Origin of the sequence: Kitasatospora sp. MMS16-BH015 (assembly GCF_002943525.1) — a bacterium.
GTDB lineage: Bacteria > Actinomycetota > Actinomycetes > Streptomycetales > Streptomycetaceae > Kitasatospora.
This window is the reverse complement of sequence record NZ_CP025394.1, coordinates 1,438,499-1,455,158: the sequence shown is the minus strand read 5'-3', so window position 1 is coordinate 1,455,158 and position 16,660 is coordinate 1,438,499. Positions and strand designations below refer to the sequence as shown.

General features: G+C 70.7%; 7 protein-coding genes. 2 read left to right on the top strand and 5 right to left on the bottom strand.

Translation table 11 applies throughout. From position 1 onward, the window contains the following. Positions 1-9: 9 nt before the first annotated feature. The 5 genes from CFP65_RS06265 to CFP65_RS06245 all read right to left on the bottom strand — a co-directional run bounded on the left by CFP65_RS06265 (position 10) and on the right by CFP65_RS06245 (position 8,832). Positions 10-1,587, bottom strand: a complete 1,578-nt coding sequence (locus CFP65_RS06265; protein ID WP_104815139.1) for a 4-hydroxyphenylacetate 3-hydroxylase family protein — start codon at positions 1,585-1,587, stop codon at positions 10-12. A gap of 50 nt (positions 1,588-1,637) precedes the next feature. Next, a complete protein-coding gene (locus CFP65_RS06260; protein ID WP_104815138.1) occupies positions 1,638-2,129 on the bottom strand; it encodes a flavin reductase family protein in 492 nt (163 codons plus the stop codon). Beyond that, complete coding sequence (locus CFP65_RS06255) at positions 2,126-7,489, bottom strand: type I polyketide synthase (RefSeq protein ID WP_254552253.1); 5,364 nt, start codon at positions 7,487-7,489, stop codon at positions 2,126-2,128. Before CFP65_RS06255 ends, CFP65_RS06260 begins: the two co-directional genes overlap by 4 nt. 40 nt (positions 7,490-7,529) lie before the next feature. Continuing rightward, positions 7,530-8,441, bottom strand: coding sequence for a catechol 2,3-dioxygenase (locus CFP65_RS06250; RefSeq protein WP_104815137.1), 912 nt, complete (start codon positions 8,439-8,441; stop codon positions 7,530-7,532). Between the two features lie 64 nt (positions 8,442-8,505). After that, entirely contained in the window at positions 8,506-8,832 is a 327-nt protein-coding gene (locus tag CFP65_RS06245) for a 2Fe-2S iron-sulfur cluster-binding protein (RefSeq protein WP_104815136.1), read from the bottom strand. Between the two features lie 215 nt (positions 8,833-9,047). On the opposite strand from CFP65_RS06245, the gene CFP65_RS06240 reads away from it, so the two are divergent. Both CFP65_RS06240 and CFP65_RS06235 read left to right on the top strand, forming a co-directional pair. Beyond that, the gene (locus CFP65_RS06240; protein WP_104815135.1) at positions 9,048-9,989 is read left to right on the top strand and encodes an amidohydrolase family protein; all 942 of its coding nucleotides are present in this window, start codon (positions 9,048-9,050) and stop codon (positions 9,987-9,989) included. 242 nt (positions 9,990-10,231) lie between these two features. Further along, positions 10,232-16,654, top strand: coding sequence for a non-ribosomal peptide synthetase (locus CFP65_RS06235; RefSeq protein ID WP_158702061.1), 6,423 nt, complete (start codon positions 10,232-10,234; stop codon positions 16,652-16,654). The last annotated feature ends 6 nt before the right edge of the window (positions 16,655-16,660 follow it).

The following is a 16,660-nucleotide window of genomic DNA, read 5'->3' as shown; positions in this document are numbered from 1 at the left end:
GGGTGCGGCTCAGCCACGGCGGGTCCACTCCTCGGTGCTCCGGCGCAGTGGCTCGAAGGACAGCATGTCGGGGGCCCGCCAGCCGTCCAGGTCGTACTCGGCGAGGCAGCGCTCCGCGAATCCCTTGTACTCGTCCAGCTGTCCGGAGGCCTCCTGGATCATGAGGATCTCGCTGCGCACCGACTCGTGGTTGCCGGCGTAGTTGCGCTCGTAGAGCCGGTGCCGCCCGGCGAACTCGGTGCCCACGGCGTCCCACAGCAGCTTCATCAGCTTGACCCGGTCGACGGCCTGGTGGCCGTTGGAGCCGCGCACGTACTTGTCCAAGTAGGGGCGGATCTCGGGGTTGGCGAAATCAGCGGTGCTGGAGTTGACGTAGATCAGACCGCTGGCCACGTCCTGCTCGATGATCTCCTGGATCCTCGGGTAGCCGATGGTCATGAACCAGCGGTAGGCCAGGCCGTAGTCGAGCCGGGGCAGCAGCGAACCGTTGTACCACGGCTGGGGGTTGCGGGCTGCGGCGTCGCTGAGGGCCCAGAACATGTTGCGCCAGGCCAGCACCTCCCCGACCCGGGCCTGAACGCCGCGGAAGTCCTTGCTGCCGGTCATCTCCAGCGCCTTCAGCAGCAGGCCGGCGATGAAGTCGATCTTCACGGCGAGCCGGATGGACCCCTGGAAGGTGAGCCGCTCCAGGAACCCGGACTGGGGGACGAAGTTACTCACCCGGTCCGGATCGCCGTAGAGGAAGACGTTCTCCCACGGGATGAACACCTTGTCCATCACGAACATGGTGTCGTTCTCGTCGAGCCGGCTGGAGAGCGGGTAGTCGAACGGGGAACCCATCGCGGTGGCCGATGCGGAGTAGGACGGTCGACAGATCAGCCTCAGCCCCGGCGAGTTCATCGGCACGGTCGCGACCAGGGCGAACTCCTTCCTGCGGAGCGGGAGCCCGTAGTGCGAGACGAAGTTGAAGTGGGTCAGCGCGGATCCGGTCGCCACCACCTTGGCTCCGCTCACCACCAGACCGGCGTCGGTCTCCTTCTCGACGTGGACGAACACGTCCTCGACCTCGTCGGAGGGCCGGTGACGGTCCACCGGTGGGTGGACGATCGCGTGGTTCCAGTAGAGGACCTTCTCCTGCGACTCCCGGTACCAGCGCTTGGCGTTGTCCTGGAACGGGGCGTAGAAGTCCGAATTGGCGCCGAGCGTGCCGAGGAACGCGGCCTTGTAGTCGGGGCTGCGCCCCATCCACCCGTAGGTGGTGCGGGCCCATTCGGCGATCGCCTCGCGGTCGCCGACCAGGTCCTCGACCGATCGGGGGGTGCGGAAGAACTTGTGGGTGAAGCCGTTGCCCGAGTCGGTGGGTGCGGTCAGGACCGCCTGCTTCGCGGGATCGTGCAGGGCGTCGTAGAGCCGCGCCACCATGCGTGCGGCGTTGGCGAAAGCGGGATGGCGGGTGACGTCCTCGACGCGCTCGCCGTAGAGGTAGATCCGGCGTCCGTCCCGGAGGCTCTCCAGGTACTCGTCGCCGGTCAGGGGGCGGGTGGCGGGGCCGGCCCCGGGCGGGGCGGTTTTCCGGTCGATGGTCATGTGCGTGGTCCGTCCGTACGAGGGAATGGGGCGATGGCAAGGCCCGCCGGTCAGGCCCGGGCCACCGATGAGAGGTCGTCGAGCTGGTGGAACTGCCGGCGGTGGACGACCAGCGGCTCCTCGTCGCGGAAGTCCAGCCTTCGGACCTCCCCGAGATAGAGCAGGTGGTCACCGCCGTCGTGGCGGGCCCACGGCGTGCAGGACAGCTGCGCCAAGCTGTCGCGGAGGCGTGGCGGCCCGTCGCCCGGCTCCTCCCAGCACAGTGCGGCGGTCGGATCGGGGCGCTGGCCGGCGAAGTGCAGGGCGAGGTCGAGCTGGGAAGCGCTCAGGATGTTGACGCAGAAGGAGTTGTTACGGAGGAAGTCGGCCGCGCGGCTGGTCCGGTTGACCGAGATCAGGACGAGCGGCGGCTCCAGCGACACCGAAGTGAAGGCACTGACCGTGAGCCCGTGCGGCCCTTCGGGCGTGCGGGTGGTGACGACCGTGACTCCGCTGGTGAAGCGCGCCAGGCATTCGCGCAGTGCGGATCCGTCCACGCTCATGCCATGACCACCACGGGTCGCAGCTCGGCCGGGACGGCGGAGGGGGGCTGGTCCTCGGGTTCCGGAGCACCGGCCGTCGCCGTCAGTTCGACCAGGTGGCCGCCGATCGCGCGCACGGTCGGGTGCTTCCACAGCAGGGTGGAGGGCAGCACCACCCCGAGCTGCTTCTGAAGTCGGAGCCGGATCGCCACCGTCATGATCGAATCGAGCCCGAGTTCGACCAGCGGCCGTTCGGTGTCCAGCAGGTCCACCGGTAGGCGCATCTCCTGGGCGGCCTGCTCCCGCACCTGATCGACGAAGTAGGCGAGCCGCTCGTCCGGGTCCAGCTGCACCCAGGGCTGTGCCTGTTCGCCGACCTCGGCGGCCGGGGCGTTCGGCTCCGACGCGCTCAGCTCTGCCAGCAGCTGCGGACGGACGACCCCCGGGGCGGGCGGCAGGGTGCGGAACACCGCCACGTGGGCGAGCCCGTGCCCGGCGGCGACGTCCCAGGCGCCGAACGCCTCGGCGGCCGTGATGTCCCCGGTACCGCGGGCGGCCAGCTCGGCGTCGATCACTTCGGAGGAGGTGGACATGCCGAGGCCGCGCCAGGAGGTCCAGGCCAGGCTGATGGTGTCCTGGTGGCCCTCGGCCCTGCGGTGCCCGGCCAGGGTGTCGAGGAAGGAGTTGCCGGCCGCGTAACTGGTCTGCCCCGGCAGCCCGAAGAGGTGGCCCGCAGAGGAGAAGAACGCCAGGAAGTCGAGGGAACCGGGAGGAAACAGCTCGTGCAGGACCAGGGCGCCGTCGGCCTTGGGCCGCATCACCCGGCGCAGGGACTCCTCGTTGGTGTCCCGGGCCAGCCGACTCTCCACCAGGCCGGCGGCGTGCACGACGCCACGGATCGGCGGCAGCCCCAGGGCTTCGACGTCCAGCAGCCGACGGGCCTCGGCGGGGTCGGCGATGTCCAGGCCGATCGACCACACCGTCGCACCGCCCTCCTCCATGCGCCGCACCGCCTCGATCCGCTCCTGCTGGGCCGGATCGGTGACGGAGAGCCAGGAGCCGCGCTGCGGCAGAGCTCGGCGGCCGGCCAGCAGGATGCGCCGGGCGCCCCGGCCGACCAGCCACTCGGCGGTCCGCAGGCCGAGGACGCCGTGCCCACCGGTCACCAGGTAGGTGCCGTCGGGACGGCACCGCAGGCTGTCGCCGCCCGGACCCTCGACAAGCGCGAGCCGGGCGACCTCCGCACCGGCCGGCCGGAGGGACAGGATGTTCTCGTCGCGCCGCCCGCGCAGCGCCGTCAGCAGTTCGGTCGCGACCGAGCACGGCTGTTCGGCCGGCAGATCGAGCACCCCTGCGAACTCCTCGGTGTACTCGGTGGCGAACACCCGGCCCAGGCCCCACAGGGGCGCGTGGTGCAGCGCGGTCGCGCCACGCGCTTCCCGGACCCCGCGGGTCAGGGCCCACAGCCGGGGCGGCGGCGTGTAGCCGGTCCAGGAGGCCAGTCGGCCGGCTGCCGCAGTGAGCAGCCAGGCTGCGGAGGCGGGGTCCGGGCGCCCGTCGGCGGGCAGGGCCGGTGACACCAGGACGGCCGCACCTGCTCCCAACTCATCCAGGACGCACTCGAGTTCATCGAACTTGGCAACCGGGAGCACCCGGACTCCCGCCGGCAGCCAGGCCGCGGCGAGATCGGCGGCCAGCTGCGGGTCGCCCAGGACGGCCACGCCGTCAACCTCGGTGCCGGCGGGCACCGGGGCCGCCGGGCGCCAGGAGAGCTGGTGCACGAGGCGCCGTGGATTGCTCGCCGCCCCGGGGTCGCCGTCCAGCCGGCCGTAGCGCAGCCCGGTGAGTTGGGCCAGGACGGTGCCGTCGGGGTCGAGGACCTCGACGTCCACCGTGTCGGCCCCGGCCGGCCCCGGCGCCGTTCGGGTGCTGATCAGTGCGGTGCCGGGCGGCGAGCCCGCCACCGCGACTCGGCGGATGTCGGCGGGCATCCGCAGCACCGGATCACCGGGGAAGACCACCGAGGCGATGGACAGCGCCGCGTCCAGCAGCGCGGCCCAGCTGCCGGCCGTGTCCGGGTCCGGCGCCACCGTGACCTCCGCGAGCAGGGAGCCCTCACCACCCGAGAGCCGCTCGACGGTCCAGGGGAAGCCCATGGCGGCCACCCCGAGCTCGGCCAGCCGATCGATCGGGAAGCCGGCCGCGAGCTCCTGCGGATGGGCGGTCCGGAGCTGCTGCGGGTCGCGCCGGGTGACGACCGAGGGCTCGCCGACCGGGAACCGGGCCGTGGTGTGGGTGAGCCAGAAGCGGCCCGGGCCGCCCTCGGGCCCGCGCGACGGCCGGGAGCTGAGGCGCACGGTGCCGGCCTGCCGGAGCACCTGGAGCTCGCTCGGTCCGGAGACCGGGACCGGGGTCCGCAGGCCGACGTCGGTCAGTACGTGCGGTCCGCCAACGGTGGGGTCGCCGTGCCCGGCGGTCAGGAAGGTGTTGAGCAGCACGGCAGCCGGCACGATCTCCACCCCGCGGACCGGGTGCCGACCCGGGTACGGGCGACTCTCCTCGTCGAGCGTGGTGTGCCACAGCTCGATTTCCGTGTCCGCGGCGACGATGGACTGACCGCCGAGCAGGTTGTGCGTCCGAGGGTCGTGCGGTACCACGGCGTCGCCGGAGCGCCGCGGCGCGTCCAGCCAGTACGGGACGTGCTGCCAGGCCATGGCCGGCACGTCGGCCAGTTCGCCGAGCGGCTGCAGGGCACGCCAGTCCACCCTGGCACCGGCACAGTGCACGGCGGCGAGGTTCTCCAGCAGCACCTGCTGCTCGGGCCGCCCCCGGCGCAGTGTGGCGGTGACCGCACAGCCGCGGACCTCAGCGGCTGCCACGGTCTCGTTCACCGAGTGGACCACCACCGGGTGGGCGGAGATCTCCGTGAACAGCCGGTGGCCGTCTGCCAGCGCGGCGTCGACGGCAGCCGTCAGGCGTACCGGGTTGCGCAGGTTGGCGGCCCAGTACGCGCCGTCACGGAGAGCGCCGGAGCGTGGGTCGGTCAGTGCCGTGGAGTAGACCGGGATGCGGGGCGGCCGGGGGCGCAGCTCGGCGGCGGCGGCCTGCAGCTCGTCCAGGAGCGGGTCCATCTGCGGGCTGTGGAACGCGACATCGCTGTCGACCCGGCGCACCATGATCCCCTCGGCCTGCCAGTCGGCGGCCAGGGCCTCGATCGCGGCCGGGGTGCCGGCGACCACCGAGCTGCCGGGTGAGGCGCAGATGGCGGCGGCCAGGTCGGGCCGCTCGCCAAGCCGTGCCTCGGCCTCCGTGAACGGAAGTCCGACCATGGCCATGGCACCGGCCCCGGCGACCCGGCGGAGCAGCCGGGAGCGGCGGCACACCAGCCGGGCGCCCTCCTCCAGGGTGAGCGAGCCGGCCGTGACGTTCGCGGCGATCTCGCCCACCGAGTGTCCGATCACCGCGGCGGGCTCGACGCCGTACGAGCGCCAGACCTCGGCGAGCGCCACCTGTACGGCGAAGATCAGCGGCTGGATGGTGTCGACACCGCCCAGTTCGCCCGCTTGGAGGGCCTCGCGCGGGGACACACCCAGCTCGGTGGAGAACGTGTCGTGCAGTTCGTCGAGCACCTTGCCGAAGACCGGCTCGGTGCGCAGCAGGATCTGCCCCATGCCGGCCCACTGCGAACCGTGACCGGAGAAGATCCAGACCGGAGGCTGGGCAGTGGCCGGCCCGGCGGTCCCGGTGACGACTCCGTCCGTCGCCGTACCGGCCGCCAGGTCCTGCAGCCGGGCCGCCAGTTCCTCCCGGCTGGCGCCCGCCACGACCGCGCGGTGGGTGAGGTGGGAGCGCCGCTGGGCGAGCGTGTGACCCACGGCCGCCAACGGGACGGCGGCGCCGTCCTGCCGGAGCCACTGCGCCAGCCGGGCCGCAGCCGCCGCCAGCCCCGATGAGCTGCGGGCGGACAGCGGCAGCAGGGTGGTGGTCGGCTGCTCGGCCGATCCGCTCAGCGCGACGGCCCCCGGGTAGACAGCCTCGGTGCCGGCCGGCGCCTCCTCCAGGATGACGTGCGCGAGCGTGCCGCCGTAGCCGTAGCCGGAGACTCCCGCCCGGCGGGGCCGCTCTCCGGCCGGCCAGGGGCGTGGCCCGGTGACCAGCTCGACACCTGAGCCCTCCCACGGGACAGCCGGGTTGGGGGTGGTCAGGTTCACGCTCGGCGGGAGCTGGGCGCGGGTGAGCGAGAGCACTGTCTTGATGACTCCGGCCACGCCCGCACCGGCTTCCAGGTGGCCTATGTTCGCCTTGACCGAGCCGATCAGGCACGGCCGCCCAGGCTCCCGCCCCGGACCGAACACGCTGATCATCGCGCCGGCTTCGATCGGGTCGCCGACCCGGGTGCCGGTACCGTGCGCCTCCACGTAGTCGACGGAGCCGGGGGCGATCCCGTTCAGGGCGTAGGTCTGGCGCAGCAGATGACGCTGCGCCTCCTCGCTGGGGGCCATGATGCCCTCGGTCCGGCCGTCCTGGTGGACGGCCGACCCGCGGATCAGGGCGAGCACGCGGTCCCCGTCCCGTTGTGCGTCGGCGAGGCGCTTCAGCACCAGGACTCCGCCGCCCTCGCCGCGCCCGTACCCGTCGGCGGCGGCGTCGAAGGACTTGGAGCTTCCGTCGGGTGAGGTGGCGCCGGCCGCGTCCAGCACCAGGGTCAGTCCGGGGGCGGCCACCAGCAACACGCCGCCGACCAGGGCCAGCGGGATCTCGCCGAGCCGCAGCGCCTGGCACGCGTTGTGCAGGGCGACCAGCGAGGACGAGCAGGCGGTGTCCACGGCCAGGCTCGGCCCGCGCAGGTCGAGGGTGTACGACACCCGGTTCGCGACCGCGCAGAACGCCCCGCCGATGCCGCTCCGCGCCTCGATGCCGGGGAGGTCCTCCAGCATCAGACGGCCGTAGTCGTCCGCGCCCACCCCGACGTACACGCCGGCATCCGTGCCGGCCAGGGTGTGCGGAGGGATGCCCGCGTGCTCCAGGGCCTCCCAGGAGAGCTCCAGGATCATCCGCTGCTGTGGGTCCATGAGTTCGGCCTCACGCGGGGTGATCCCGAAGAACGCGGCGTCGAAGCCCTTGATGTCGGCACGGAACGAGCCCCGGCGGGTGGCGCCCGCGAGGACCCGGCGGGTCTCCGCCCCGGCGGTCTCGTACTCTGTCCAGCGGTCCGCCGGCAGGTCGCCGACCGCGGTGCGGCCGGTCGTGAGGAACTGCCAGAACTCCTCCGGCGAGTTCACCTCCCCAGCGAACCGGCAGCTCATCCCGACGATGGCGATCGGCTCCGGGGAAGTCCGGAGGATGGCGCCCTGGTGGCCCGCTCCGTCAGTGTCCGTCACTGCTCTCTCCTCTCCGCGTGCAAGTAATGGGTGAGTCGGCTCACGTGAGGACCGAGGTGAAGCGCTCGTTGACCTCACGCCCGATGTAGAAGATCCCGGTGGCGAGCTGGTCGGCCGTCCAGGTGATCGTCGGGAAGTCCGGGAAGGTCGTGTAGCCCCCGGAGAAGACCTCGTTGCGGTTCCCCGACGGGTCGAAGAAGTAGATGGTCTGGCCCCGCGTGATGCCGTGCCGGGTGGGACCGATGTCCACCGGCACGTCGTCCATGGCGAACAGGTCGCCGGCGTGCCGGATCGCGTTCCAGTCCTCCAACTGATAGGCGAAGTGGTGCAGTTTGGCGTTCGGGCCCTTGATGAAGGCGATGTCGTGGGGTGAGTTGCCGCAGAACATCCAGGAGCCGAGCAGTTCCCCGCTGTCGTGATCGGTGATGAGCCGTTCGGCGGGACGGAAGTCCAGGCACTCGGCGAAGAACCGCTCCAGCAGCGCCGGGTCCTCCGCGGTGATCAACGCGTGGTCGATGCGCGGGACGCCGACACCGACGAGGTCCCGGGGAAAGGGCGCGGGGTTCAACGAGCCCGTGCCGGTCCCGGTGTACTCGATCTCGTGGTAGAGCTCCACCACGTGGTCCGAGGGGAGGACGATCCGCAGGCCGTCACCCACGGCCCGGTTGTCGCCGCGGCTCATTCGGGAGACGGCGCAGCCGAACCGCTCGGCGCGTCGCTCGTACCGTTCCAGGTCAGTCGGCCGCTCCACCTTGTAGCCGAGCTTCACCAGGCCGACACCGCCCTCCTCCAGGACGACCGAGTGGTGGTCCCACTCGTCCCACGACTTGAGGTAGAGACAGTCACCGCCGTCGTGCACCACGTTCATCCCGAGGGTTCGCGCGTAATGCGCCCGGGAGGCCTCCAGATCGGTGACACGGGCGTGCACGTAGCCCAGCCGCATGACGGCCATGGATCTCTCCTCGATCTTGCGGCGTCGCCGCGTGATGGTCAGGGGTTGTCAGGGCATCGGGGCCTCAGGGGTGGAAGAGCCGGTGGAGACGGCGCAACCGGTGGCCCCGGAGGCGGACGACCACATCGCCGACCGGGACGGCACGACAGCTCAGACAGGTACCTGCGGCGGCCTCGGCGTCGTCCAGCACGCTCGCTGCCACGGGCACCTGGTACTCGACCAGCCCGGCCACCAGATCCACCTTGCAGACACCGCAGCCGCCCCGACGGCACCCGATCCGGTAGCCGAATCCGGCCGCGCAGAGGGCACTCATGATCGTCTGCCCGGCGTTGGCGCGGACGGCGACACCGTCGGGCAGGACCGTGACGAGTGAAGCATCCTCGGCGTTCATGCCGGACCTCGCAAGGTGGGTAGCATTTCGGGCAATTTCAAAAAGCCCCGCCCGGCGGGAGCACGGAGCAGTCAGGCGCCACGCCCGGGAATTCCTGGGGACTCTACTTAACGACCTGCGACAGTGTCCAGTCTGTGTTTTCAGGAGCTCTTCGGGTATGAACGTCGGCAGATTCGTCGCGGTTAATTCGAAATTCTTTAAAATCAGGAGGAGACATGTCCGGCTACCGGATCGACACGCACCACCACATCGTCCCCCCGGCCTACGCGAAGTGGCTGGCGGCCCGTGGTATCACCGCCGGTGGCATGCCGCTTCCCGCCTGGAGCCAGGCCGGCGCGCTGGCGGCCATGGACGAGCTCGCGGTGCGTACGGCGGTGCTCTCCGTCTCCATGCCCGGGGTCCACCTAGGTGACGACGACGAGGCTCGCCGGATGGCCCGCGAGGTGAACGAGTACGCCGCGGAGCAGGTCAAGGACCGGCCCGACCGCTTCGGCCTGTTCGCCACGCTCACCCTTCCGGATGTGGACGGCGCGCTGGCCGAGGCGGCGTACGCGTTCGACGTGCTGGGCGCGGACGGCGTGGTGCTGCTCGCGAACTCCGCCGGTCACTACCTGGGCGACCGTCGCTTCGATCCCCTGATGGACGAGCTGAACCGCCGGGCCGCCGTGGTCTTCGTCCATCCGTCGCAGCTCGGCGCCCCGCCGGTCGAGGGCATCCCGCCGTTCCTCACGGACTTTCTGCTCGACACCACCAGGGCGGCGGTCAACCTGGTCCACGCTGAGGCCCCCTGGCGCTGGCCGGAGCTGAAGATCGTCCTCTCGCACGGCGGAGGGTTCGTGCCCTATGCCGCCCACCGCATCGCCTGGACCAGGACGGCCGCGAAGCCGACGCCGGAGCGGGTGCTGGAGGGGCTGCGGAGCTTCTGGTTCGACACCGCGCTGTCCACCAGCCCGGTCGCGCTGCCGAGCCTTCGGACGTTCGCCCGGCCCGACCGGATCCTGTTCGGCACCGACTGGCCGTACGCGCCGGAGCACACGGTCCGCCATTTCGCCGGGGCCTGGTCCGCCTGGTCGGACATCGACCCCGGGGAGCGTGCTGCGGTTGAGCGCGGGAATGCCGAGGCGATTCTGCCCCGACTGCGGGAGCAGCTGATGTGAAGGTTTCGATCCTTATCAAATGCATTGCCAGTCGGAGAGGGCTCTGCAAGACTCCACAGCGGACAGCCCAGGCGTGGACCTGACGCGGTCCGGTACGAAGTATCAAGCTGACGATCGAGTCGCCCGTGGCATTCCTCAGCCATTCTCGGTGTGATTGTTCCGGGACGGTGGATCAATTCCCCGGAATCCTCCCGCGCGCCTCGTTCCCCACGTCCCTGCCAGTCTCGCCAAGGGAGTGCCACGTGTCGACGTCCCCCGCCCGAGCGACCGCGTCGGGCCCGGCGGAGAAGAGCCCCGCGCCGGGCCTCCCGCTCACGGCCGCGCAGTACCGCCTGCATGTGCTCGGGCAGTTCGAAGGAGCACTGCCGGTGGCCAACACCGCCGCGGTGCTGCGCGTCCCCGGCCCAGTGGATCCGGTGGCCCTCCACGCGGCGGTGACGGACGTCGCCCTGCGGCATGAGGCCCTCCGCACCAGGATCGTGGAGACCGCGGACGGATTGCGGCAGTGCGTCGACGCGGTGGCCCGGCCCACCTTCACCGACGCGACCTCCGAACAGGTCGGGGCAGCGGGGACGGCCGGTCCTGCCGGCACCCAAGAGACGGTCGACACCGCCGCCCGCCGCCGCTTCGACCTGACCCAGGACCACCCACTCGCGGTCACTCTGTTCCCGTGCGCCGCCGACGGGCAGCCGGTCCTGATCACGACTCCCGGCATCATGTGCGATGCCCGCTCCCTGGAGACGGTGGCCGCCGACCTCGGTACCGCCTACCGGGCCCGGCACAGCGGCCGGGCCCCTGAATTCGGCGCACCACCCGCGCAGTTCACCCAGCACTTGGCCCGGCTCGGCTCGTCCGAGCCGGGCGCCGCACACGACCGGGACCACTGGACTCGCACTCTGGCGGGCGCGCCGGCGCTGGCGGACCTTCCCCGGGACAAGACCCTCACCGCCGCCCCGAGCTACCGCAGCGGCAGCGTCGCCTTCGCACTGAGCGGTGCCGAGGCCGAGCGGCTTCGCGCACTCGCCGGACAGCTCGCCACCGACGTCCGGACGGTCGCCCACGCTGCCTTGGTAGTCCTGCTCACGCGGATCGGCGGCCACGCCGACATCCTGGTCGGCAGCTGGGATTCCGGCCGCACCGGCGCGGAGCGAGAGCTGGTCGGCCCCGTCCGGCGCACGACGGTGCTGCGCACGGACAGTGCCGGCAACCCCCGGTTCGCCGAGCTCGTGCGGCAGGTGGCGGCGGTCGCCGCGGCCGCGGCCGAGCACGCCGGCCTGCCGTTCGAGGACATCGCCGAACTCATCGCCCCTCAGCGGTCACTGACGCACCATCCGTTGTTCCAGGTGGGCATCGAGGTGGTCGAAGGGCCCAGGCCTACCGCCGACCTCACCGGTACCCAGGTACCGGTGGAGGCGGTCCGTCCCGGGCAGAGCGAGCTCGACCTGTGCTTGCGACTGTGCGAGGACACCGAGGACGTAGCCGGCGGTCTCCAGGGCGAGCTGGAGTTCGCGCTCGACCACTTCCACCACACCACCGCCGAGCGCCTGGTCGGGCTATACCTTCGGCTGCTGACCGGTGCCTGCGACGCGCCGGACCGCCGGATCGGCGAGTTCGACCTCCTCGGCGCGACCGAGCGGAAGCAGCTGGAGGCCTGGAACGCCACCGGTTCGCCCGTCCCCGCCGACACCCTTCCGGCAGCCTTCGCACGGCAGGTGCTCGCCACTCCCGGGGCGCCCGCCGTGCTGGCCGGGGACACGGTGTTGACCTACGCCGAGCTGGACGACCGGGCCAACCGCCTCGCCCGGCTGCTCATCGCGGAGGGGGTCGGCCCGGAGGACCGGGTGATGCTCGCCCTCCCGCGCACCGCCGACCTGCTCGTCGCCCTGTGGGCGGTGCTGAAGTCGGGTGCCGCGTACGTGCCCGTCGACCTGGCCTACCCGGCGGAGCGGATCGCTCGGGTCGCCTCGGACAGCCGGCCCCGGCTGGTCCTCACCCACACGTCGGTGGCCGGTCTGCCCCAGGATCTGCGGCGTGTGGACCTGGACGGCCTGTCCGCTGCCCGGACGGCCACCCTGCCCGGCACCGAGGTGGCCGACGCGGAGCTGAGCGGACCGCTCCGACCGGACCACCCCGCCTACGTGATCTACACGTCGGGCTCCACCGGCGAGCCCAAGGGTGTCGTCGTCGCCCACAGCGGTGTGGTCAACCTGGCCGCCTGGGCGGCGGACACCCTGGGCGTGGAGCGGTTGCGGCGGGTGGTGGCCGGGACAGCGATGACCTTCGACGTCTCCGTCTTCGAGACCGTCGTGCCACTGCTCCACGGCGGGCGGGTCGAACTCGTCGAGAACGCCCTGGCGCTGGCCGGGCGGCCGGCCGACGGCGAGGCGACCATGGCTTGCTTTGTTCCTTCCGCCCTCGCCGCGCTGCTCGCCGAGGGACGGCCGCTTCACGTGCCCTTCCTGGCGATCGCCGGCGAAGCCCTCACCGCAACGCTCGTCGGCAGCCTGCAACGCGTCTCGCCCGGAACCGAGTTCGCGAACATCTACGGGCCGACCGAGGCCACCGTCTATGCCACAGCTCTTCTGCCCGACTGTCACTCCGCCACGTCCAGTCTGTTCGGTGTGGCTGGTGGTGTGCCTGCGGCGGTTCCCATTGGTGGTCCGGTGGGGAATGTGCGGGTGTTTGTGCTGGATGGTGGGTTGGGTCCGGTGCCGGTGGGTGTGGTGGGTGAGTTGTATGTGGCTGGGGTTGGTTTGGCGCGGGGGTATTTGGGGCGTTCGGGTTTGACGGCTGGGCGGTTTGTGGCGTGTCCGTTCGGGGTGGGTGAGCGGATGTATCGGACCGGTGATTTGGTGCGGTGGGGTGTGGGTGGGGTTCTTGAGTTCGTGGGTCGGGTGGATGACCAGGTGAAGGTTCGGGGTTTCCGGATCGAGCTGGGTGAGGTCGAGGCGGCGCTTTCGGCGGTTGAGGGTGTGGGTCAGGTGGCGGTTGTGGTGCGTGAGGACGTGCCGGGGGATCGCCGGTTGGTGGGGTATGTGGTGCCGGTGCCGGGTGGGGTGGTCGATGGTGCGGGTGTGCGTTCGGTGGTGGCGGGTGTGTTGCCGGAGTACATGGTGCCTTCGGCTGTGGTGGTGCTGGATGGTCTGCCGTTGACGGTGAACGGGAAGTTGGATCGTCGGGCGTTGCCGGTGCCGGAGGTGGTGGTTTCCGGTGGTGGGCGGCCGAGGTCGGTGCGGGAGGAGATCCTCTGTGGTCTGTTCGCGGAGGTGCTGGGTCTGCCTGAGGTGGGGGTGGACGACAGTTTCTTCGAGCTGGGCGGCCACTCACTGCTCGCGACGCGTCTGATTGCCCGGGTTCGTTCGGTGTTGGGTGCGGAGTTGGGGATTCAGGCGGTTTTTGCTGAGCCGACGGTGGCGGGTCTGGTGTCGCGGTTGGAGTCGTCGGCGGGTCGGGTGGTTTTGGGTCGTCGTGTGGTGCGGCCGGAGTTGCTGCCGTTGTCGTTCGCGCAGCGTCGGTTGTGGTTCCTGTATCGGTTGGAGGGTGCGTCTTCGACGTACAACATGCCGTTGGTGCTGCGGTTGTCGGGTGTGGTGGATGTGGCGGCGTTGGGGTTGGCGCTGCGGGATGTGGTGGGTCGGCACGAGAGTCTGCGGACGGTGTTTCCGGAGGTGGACGGTGAGCCGGTGCAGCGTGTGGTGCCGGTGGAGGAGGTGGAGTTCGGCTTCGAGGTGCGGGAGGTCGCCCCGGGGGATGTGGACGAGGCGGTGGCGGGGGTTGCCGGTCACTGCTTCGAGTTGGCGGAGGAGGTGCCGGTTCGGGCGCATTTGCTGCGTACGGGTGCTGATTCCTCGGTGTTGGTTCTGTTGATTCATCACATTGCTGGTGATGGTTGGTCGATGGGGCCGTTGGGTCGTGATCTGGGGGTGGCGTATTCGGCTCGTCGGGCGGGTGGTGTGCCCGGTTGGGGTGAGTTGGCGGTTCAGTATGCGGATTATGCGTTGTGGCAGCGGGAGTTGTTGGGGTCGGCGGATGATCCGGGGAGTCTGGTTTCGGGGCAGTTGGAGTTCTGGGGCGGGGTGTTGGCGGGTGTTCCGGAGCGGTTGGAGCTGCCGACGGATCTGCCTCGGCCGGCGGTGTCGAGTTTCGCTGGTGGGTCGGTGGATTTTGTGGTGGATGCGGAGTTGCATGCGGGGCTGTCGGGGGTGGCTCGGGGTGGTCATGCGACGGTGTTCATGGTGGTCCAGGCTGCGTTGGCGCTGCTGCTGACCCGGATCGGTGCCGGCACCGACGTGCCGATCAGCTCGCCGGTGGCGGGTCGTTCGGACGAGGGCCTGGACGAGTTGGTGGGTTCGTTCGTGAACACGGTGGTGCTGCGGACGGACACGTCGGGTGATCCGACGTTCGCGGAGTTGGTGGAGCGGGTGCGGGAGGCGGATCTGGCGGCTTTCGCTCATCAGGATCTGCCGTTCGACCGGTTGGTGGAGCACCTCAACCCGGCCCGTGGAGCCGGTCGGAGCCCGTTCATGCAGGTCGTCCTCGCCTTCCAGAACTACGCTTCCGGAGAGTTCGGCTTCGACGACGTCCAGGCCGTCGGTGGGTTCGTCAGCGGTGGAGTCGCCCGCTGCGACCTCTGGTTCGGTCTGGAGGAGGCGGCAGGCCTCGAAGGAGCGTCGGCCGGACTCGCCGGGCGGCTGGAGTACGCGACGGACCTGTACACGGCGGAGGGGGCCCGGCGGCTGGCCGACCGCCTGGTCCGGGTGCTCACCGCGGTGGTGGCGGATCCGCAGCGGCGACTGTCCGAGCTGGACCTCCTAGGCGCCGCCGAGCGGACGGAGTTGCTGGAGACCTTCAACAACACCGAACGACTCGACCCTTACCTGCCACTGCCCGCGCTGTTCGAACGGCAAGCCGCTCGCACCCCGGACGCCCTTGCGGTGCTCGCCGACGACGCCGAGCTGACCTACGCCGAGCTGAACAGCCGGGCCAACCGCCTCGCCCACCACTTGATCCGGTGCGGGATCGGCCCTGAGGACGTGGTTGCCCTGGGCATGCCCAAGTCAGCCGAGAACGTGATCGCCGCGTTGGCGGTGTCCAAGGCGGGAGCCGCCTTCCTGCCGATCGACCTGGACTACCCGGCCGTTCGGATCGCCTACATCCTGGCCGACGCCGCCCCCAGCGTGCTCCTGGTCCGTTCACCGGAGCCGGAAGTGTTCAGGGGCTCTGCCGTCAGGCGGATCGACCTGGCAGATCCCGTGCTTCTGGACGACTTGGCCGGACTACCCGAGTCCGACCCGACCGACGAGACGCGCGTGGCGCCGCTGCGGCTGGCCAATCCGGTCTACCTGATCTACACCTCCGGGTCGACCGGGCAGCCCAAGGGCGTGGTCATCAGCCACACCGGTGTCTTCAGCGTCATCGACTCCGTGATTCGGGCCCTGCGGATCTCCGCGCAGAGCCGGGTCGTGCAACTGGCCTCGCTCAGCTTCGACGTCGCAGTGTGGGACATGTGCAGCGCGTTCTTCAGCGGGGCGGCGCTAGTCCTGCCGCCGCCGGCCACCGAGGACTTCGCCACCGCCTTCACGGACCTCGTGGCACGGACCGGGGCGACCCACGTGACGATGCCACCCAGCGCCCTTGACGTGCTGCCCGTCGACGACCGGCGGCTCGACGGGCTGTCCATCACGGTGGTCGGCGAGAACTGCGGGGCTCACATCAATCAGCGCTGGGCCCCGGGGCGGCACTTCGTCAACGGATACGGGCCCACCGAGGTGACCATCTGCGCCACTCTCAGCACCCCACTGACCGGGAGCGAATCCCCTGTCCCGGTCGGTGGTCCGGTGGGGAATGTGCGGGTGTTTGTGCTGGATGGTGGGTTGGGTCCGGTGCCGGTGGGTGTGGTGGGTGAGTTGTATGTGGCTGGGGTTGGTTTGGCGCGGGGGTATTTGGGGCGTTCGGGTTTGACGGCTGGGCGGTTTGTGGCGTGTCCGTTCGGGGTGGGTGAGCGGATGTATCGGACCGGTGATTTGGTGCGGTGGGGTGTGGGTGGGGTTCTTGAGTTCGTGGGTCGGGTGGATGACCAGGTGAAGGTTCGGGGTTTCCGGATCGAGCTGGGTGAGGTCGAGGCGGCGCTTTCGGCGGTTGAGGGTGTGGGTCAGGTGGCGGTTGTGGTGCGTGAGGACGTGCCGGGGGATCGCCGGTTGGTGGGGTATGTGGTGCCGGTGCCGGTGCCGGGTGGGGTGGTCGATGGTGCGGGTGTGCGTTCGGTGGTGGCGGGTGTGTTGCCGGAGTACATGGTGCCTTCGGCTGTGGTGGTGCTGGATGGTCTGCCGTTGACGGTGAACGGGAAGTTGGATCGTCGGGCGTTGCCGGTGCCGGAGGTGGTGGTTTCCGGTGGTGGGCGGCCGAGGTCGGTGCGGGAGGAGATCCTCTGTGGTCTGTTCGCGGAGGTGCTGGGTCTGCCTGAGGTGGGGGTGGACGACAGTTTCTTCGAGCTGGGCGGCCACTCACTGCTCGCGACGCGTCTGATTGCCCGGGTTCGTTCGGTGTTGGGGGTCGAACTGCGGATCCAGGCGCTGTTCGCGGAGCCGACGGTGGCGGGTCTGGCCACCCGCCTCGACGACGCCGCCCCCGCCCGACCGTCGTTCCGATCCATGCGCGAGATGTGAGGGAAG

Excerpts from the sequence above, each read along its gene's own strand:
- CFP65_RS06250 (WP_104815137.1), bottom strand. The coding sequence starts at position 8,441 with ATGGCCGTCATGCGGCTGGGCTACGTGCACGCCCGTGTCACCGATCTG.
- CFP65_RS06240 (WP_104815135.1), top strand. The coding sequence starts at position 9,048 with ATGTCCGGCTACCGGATCGACACGCACCACCACATCGTCCCCCCGGCC.
- CFP65_RS06265 (WP_104815139.1), bottom strand. The coding sequence starts at position 1,587 with ATGACCATCGACCGGAAAACCGCCCCGCCCGGGGCCGGCCCCGCCACC.
- CFP65_RS06245 (WP_104815136.1), bottom strand. The coding sequence starts at position 8,832 with ATGAACGCCGAGGATGCTTCACTCGTCACGGTCCTGCCCGACGGTGTC.
- CFP65_RS06260 (WP_104815138.1), bottom strand. The coding sequence starts at position 2,129 with ATGAGCGTGGACGGATCCGCACTGCGCGAATGCCTGGCGCGCTTCACC.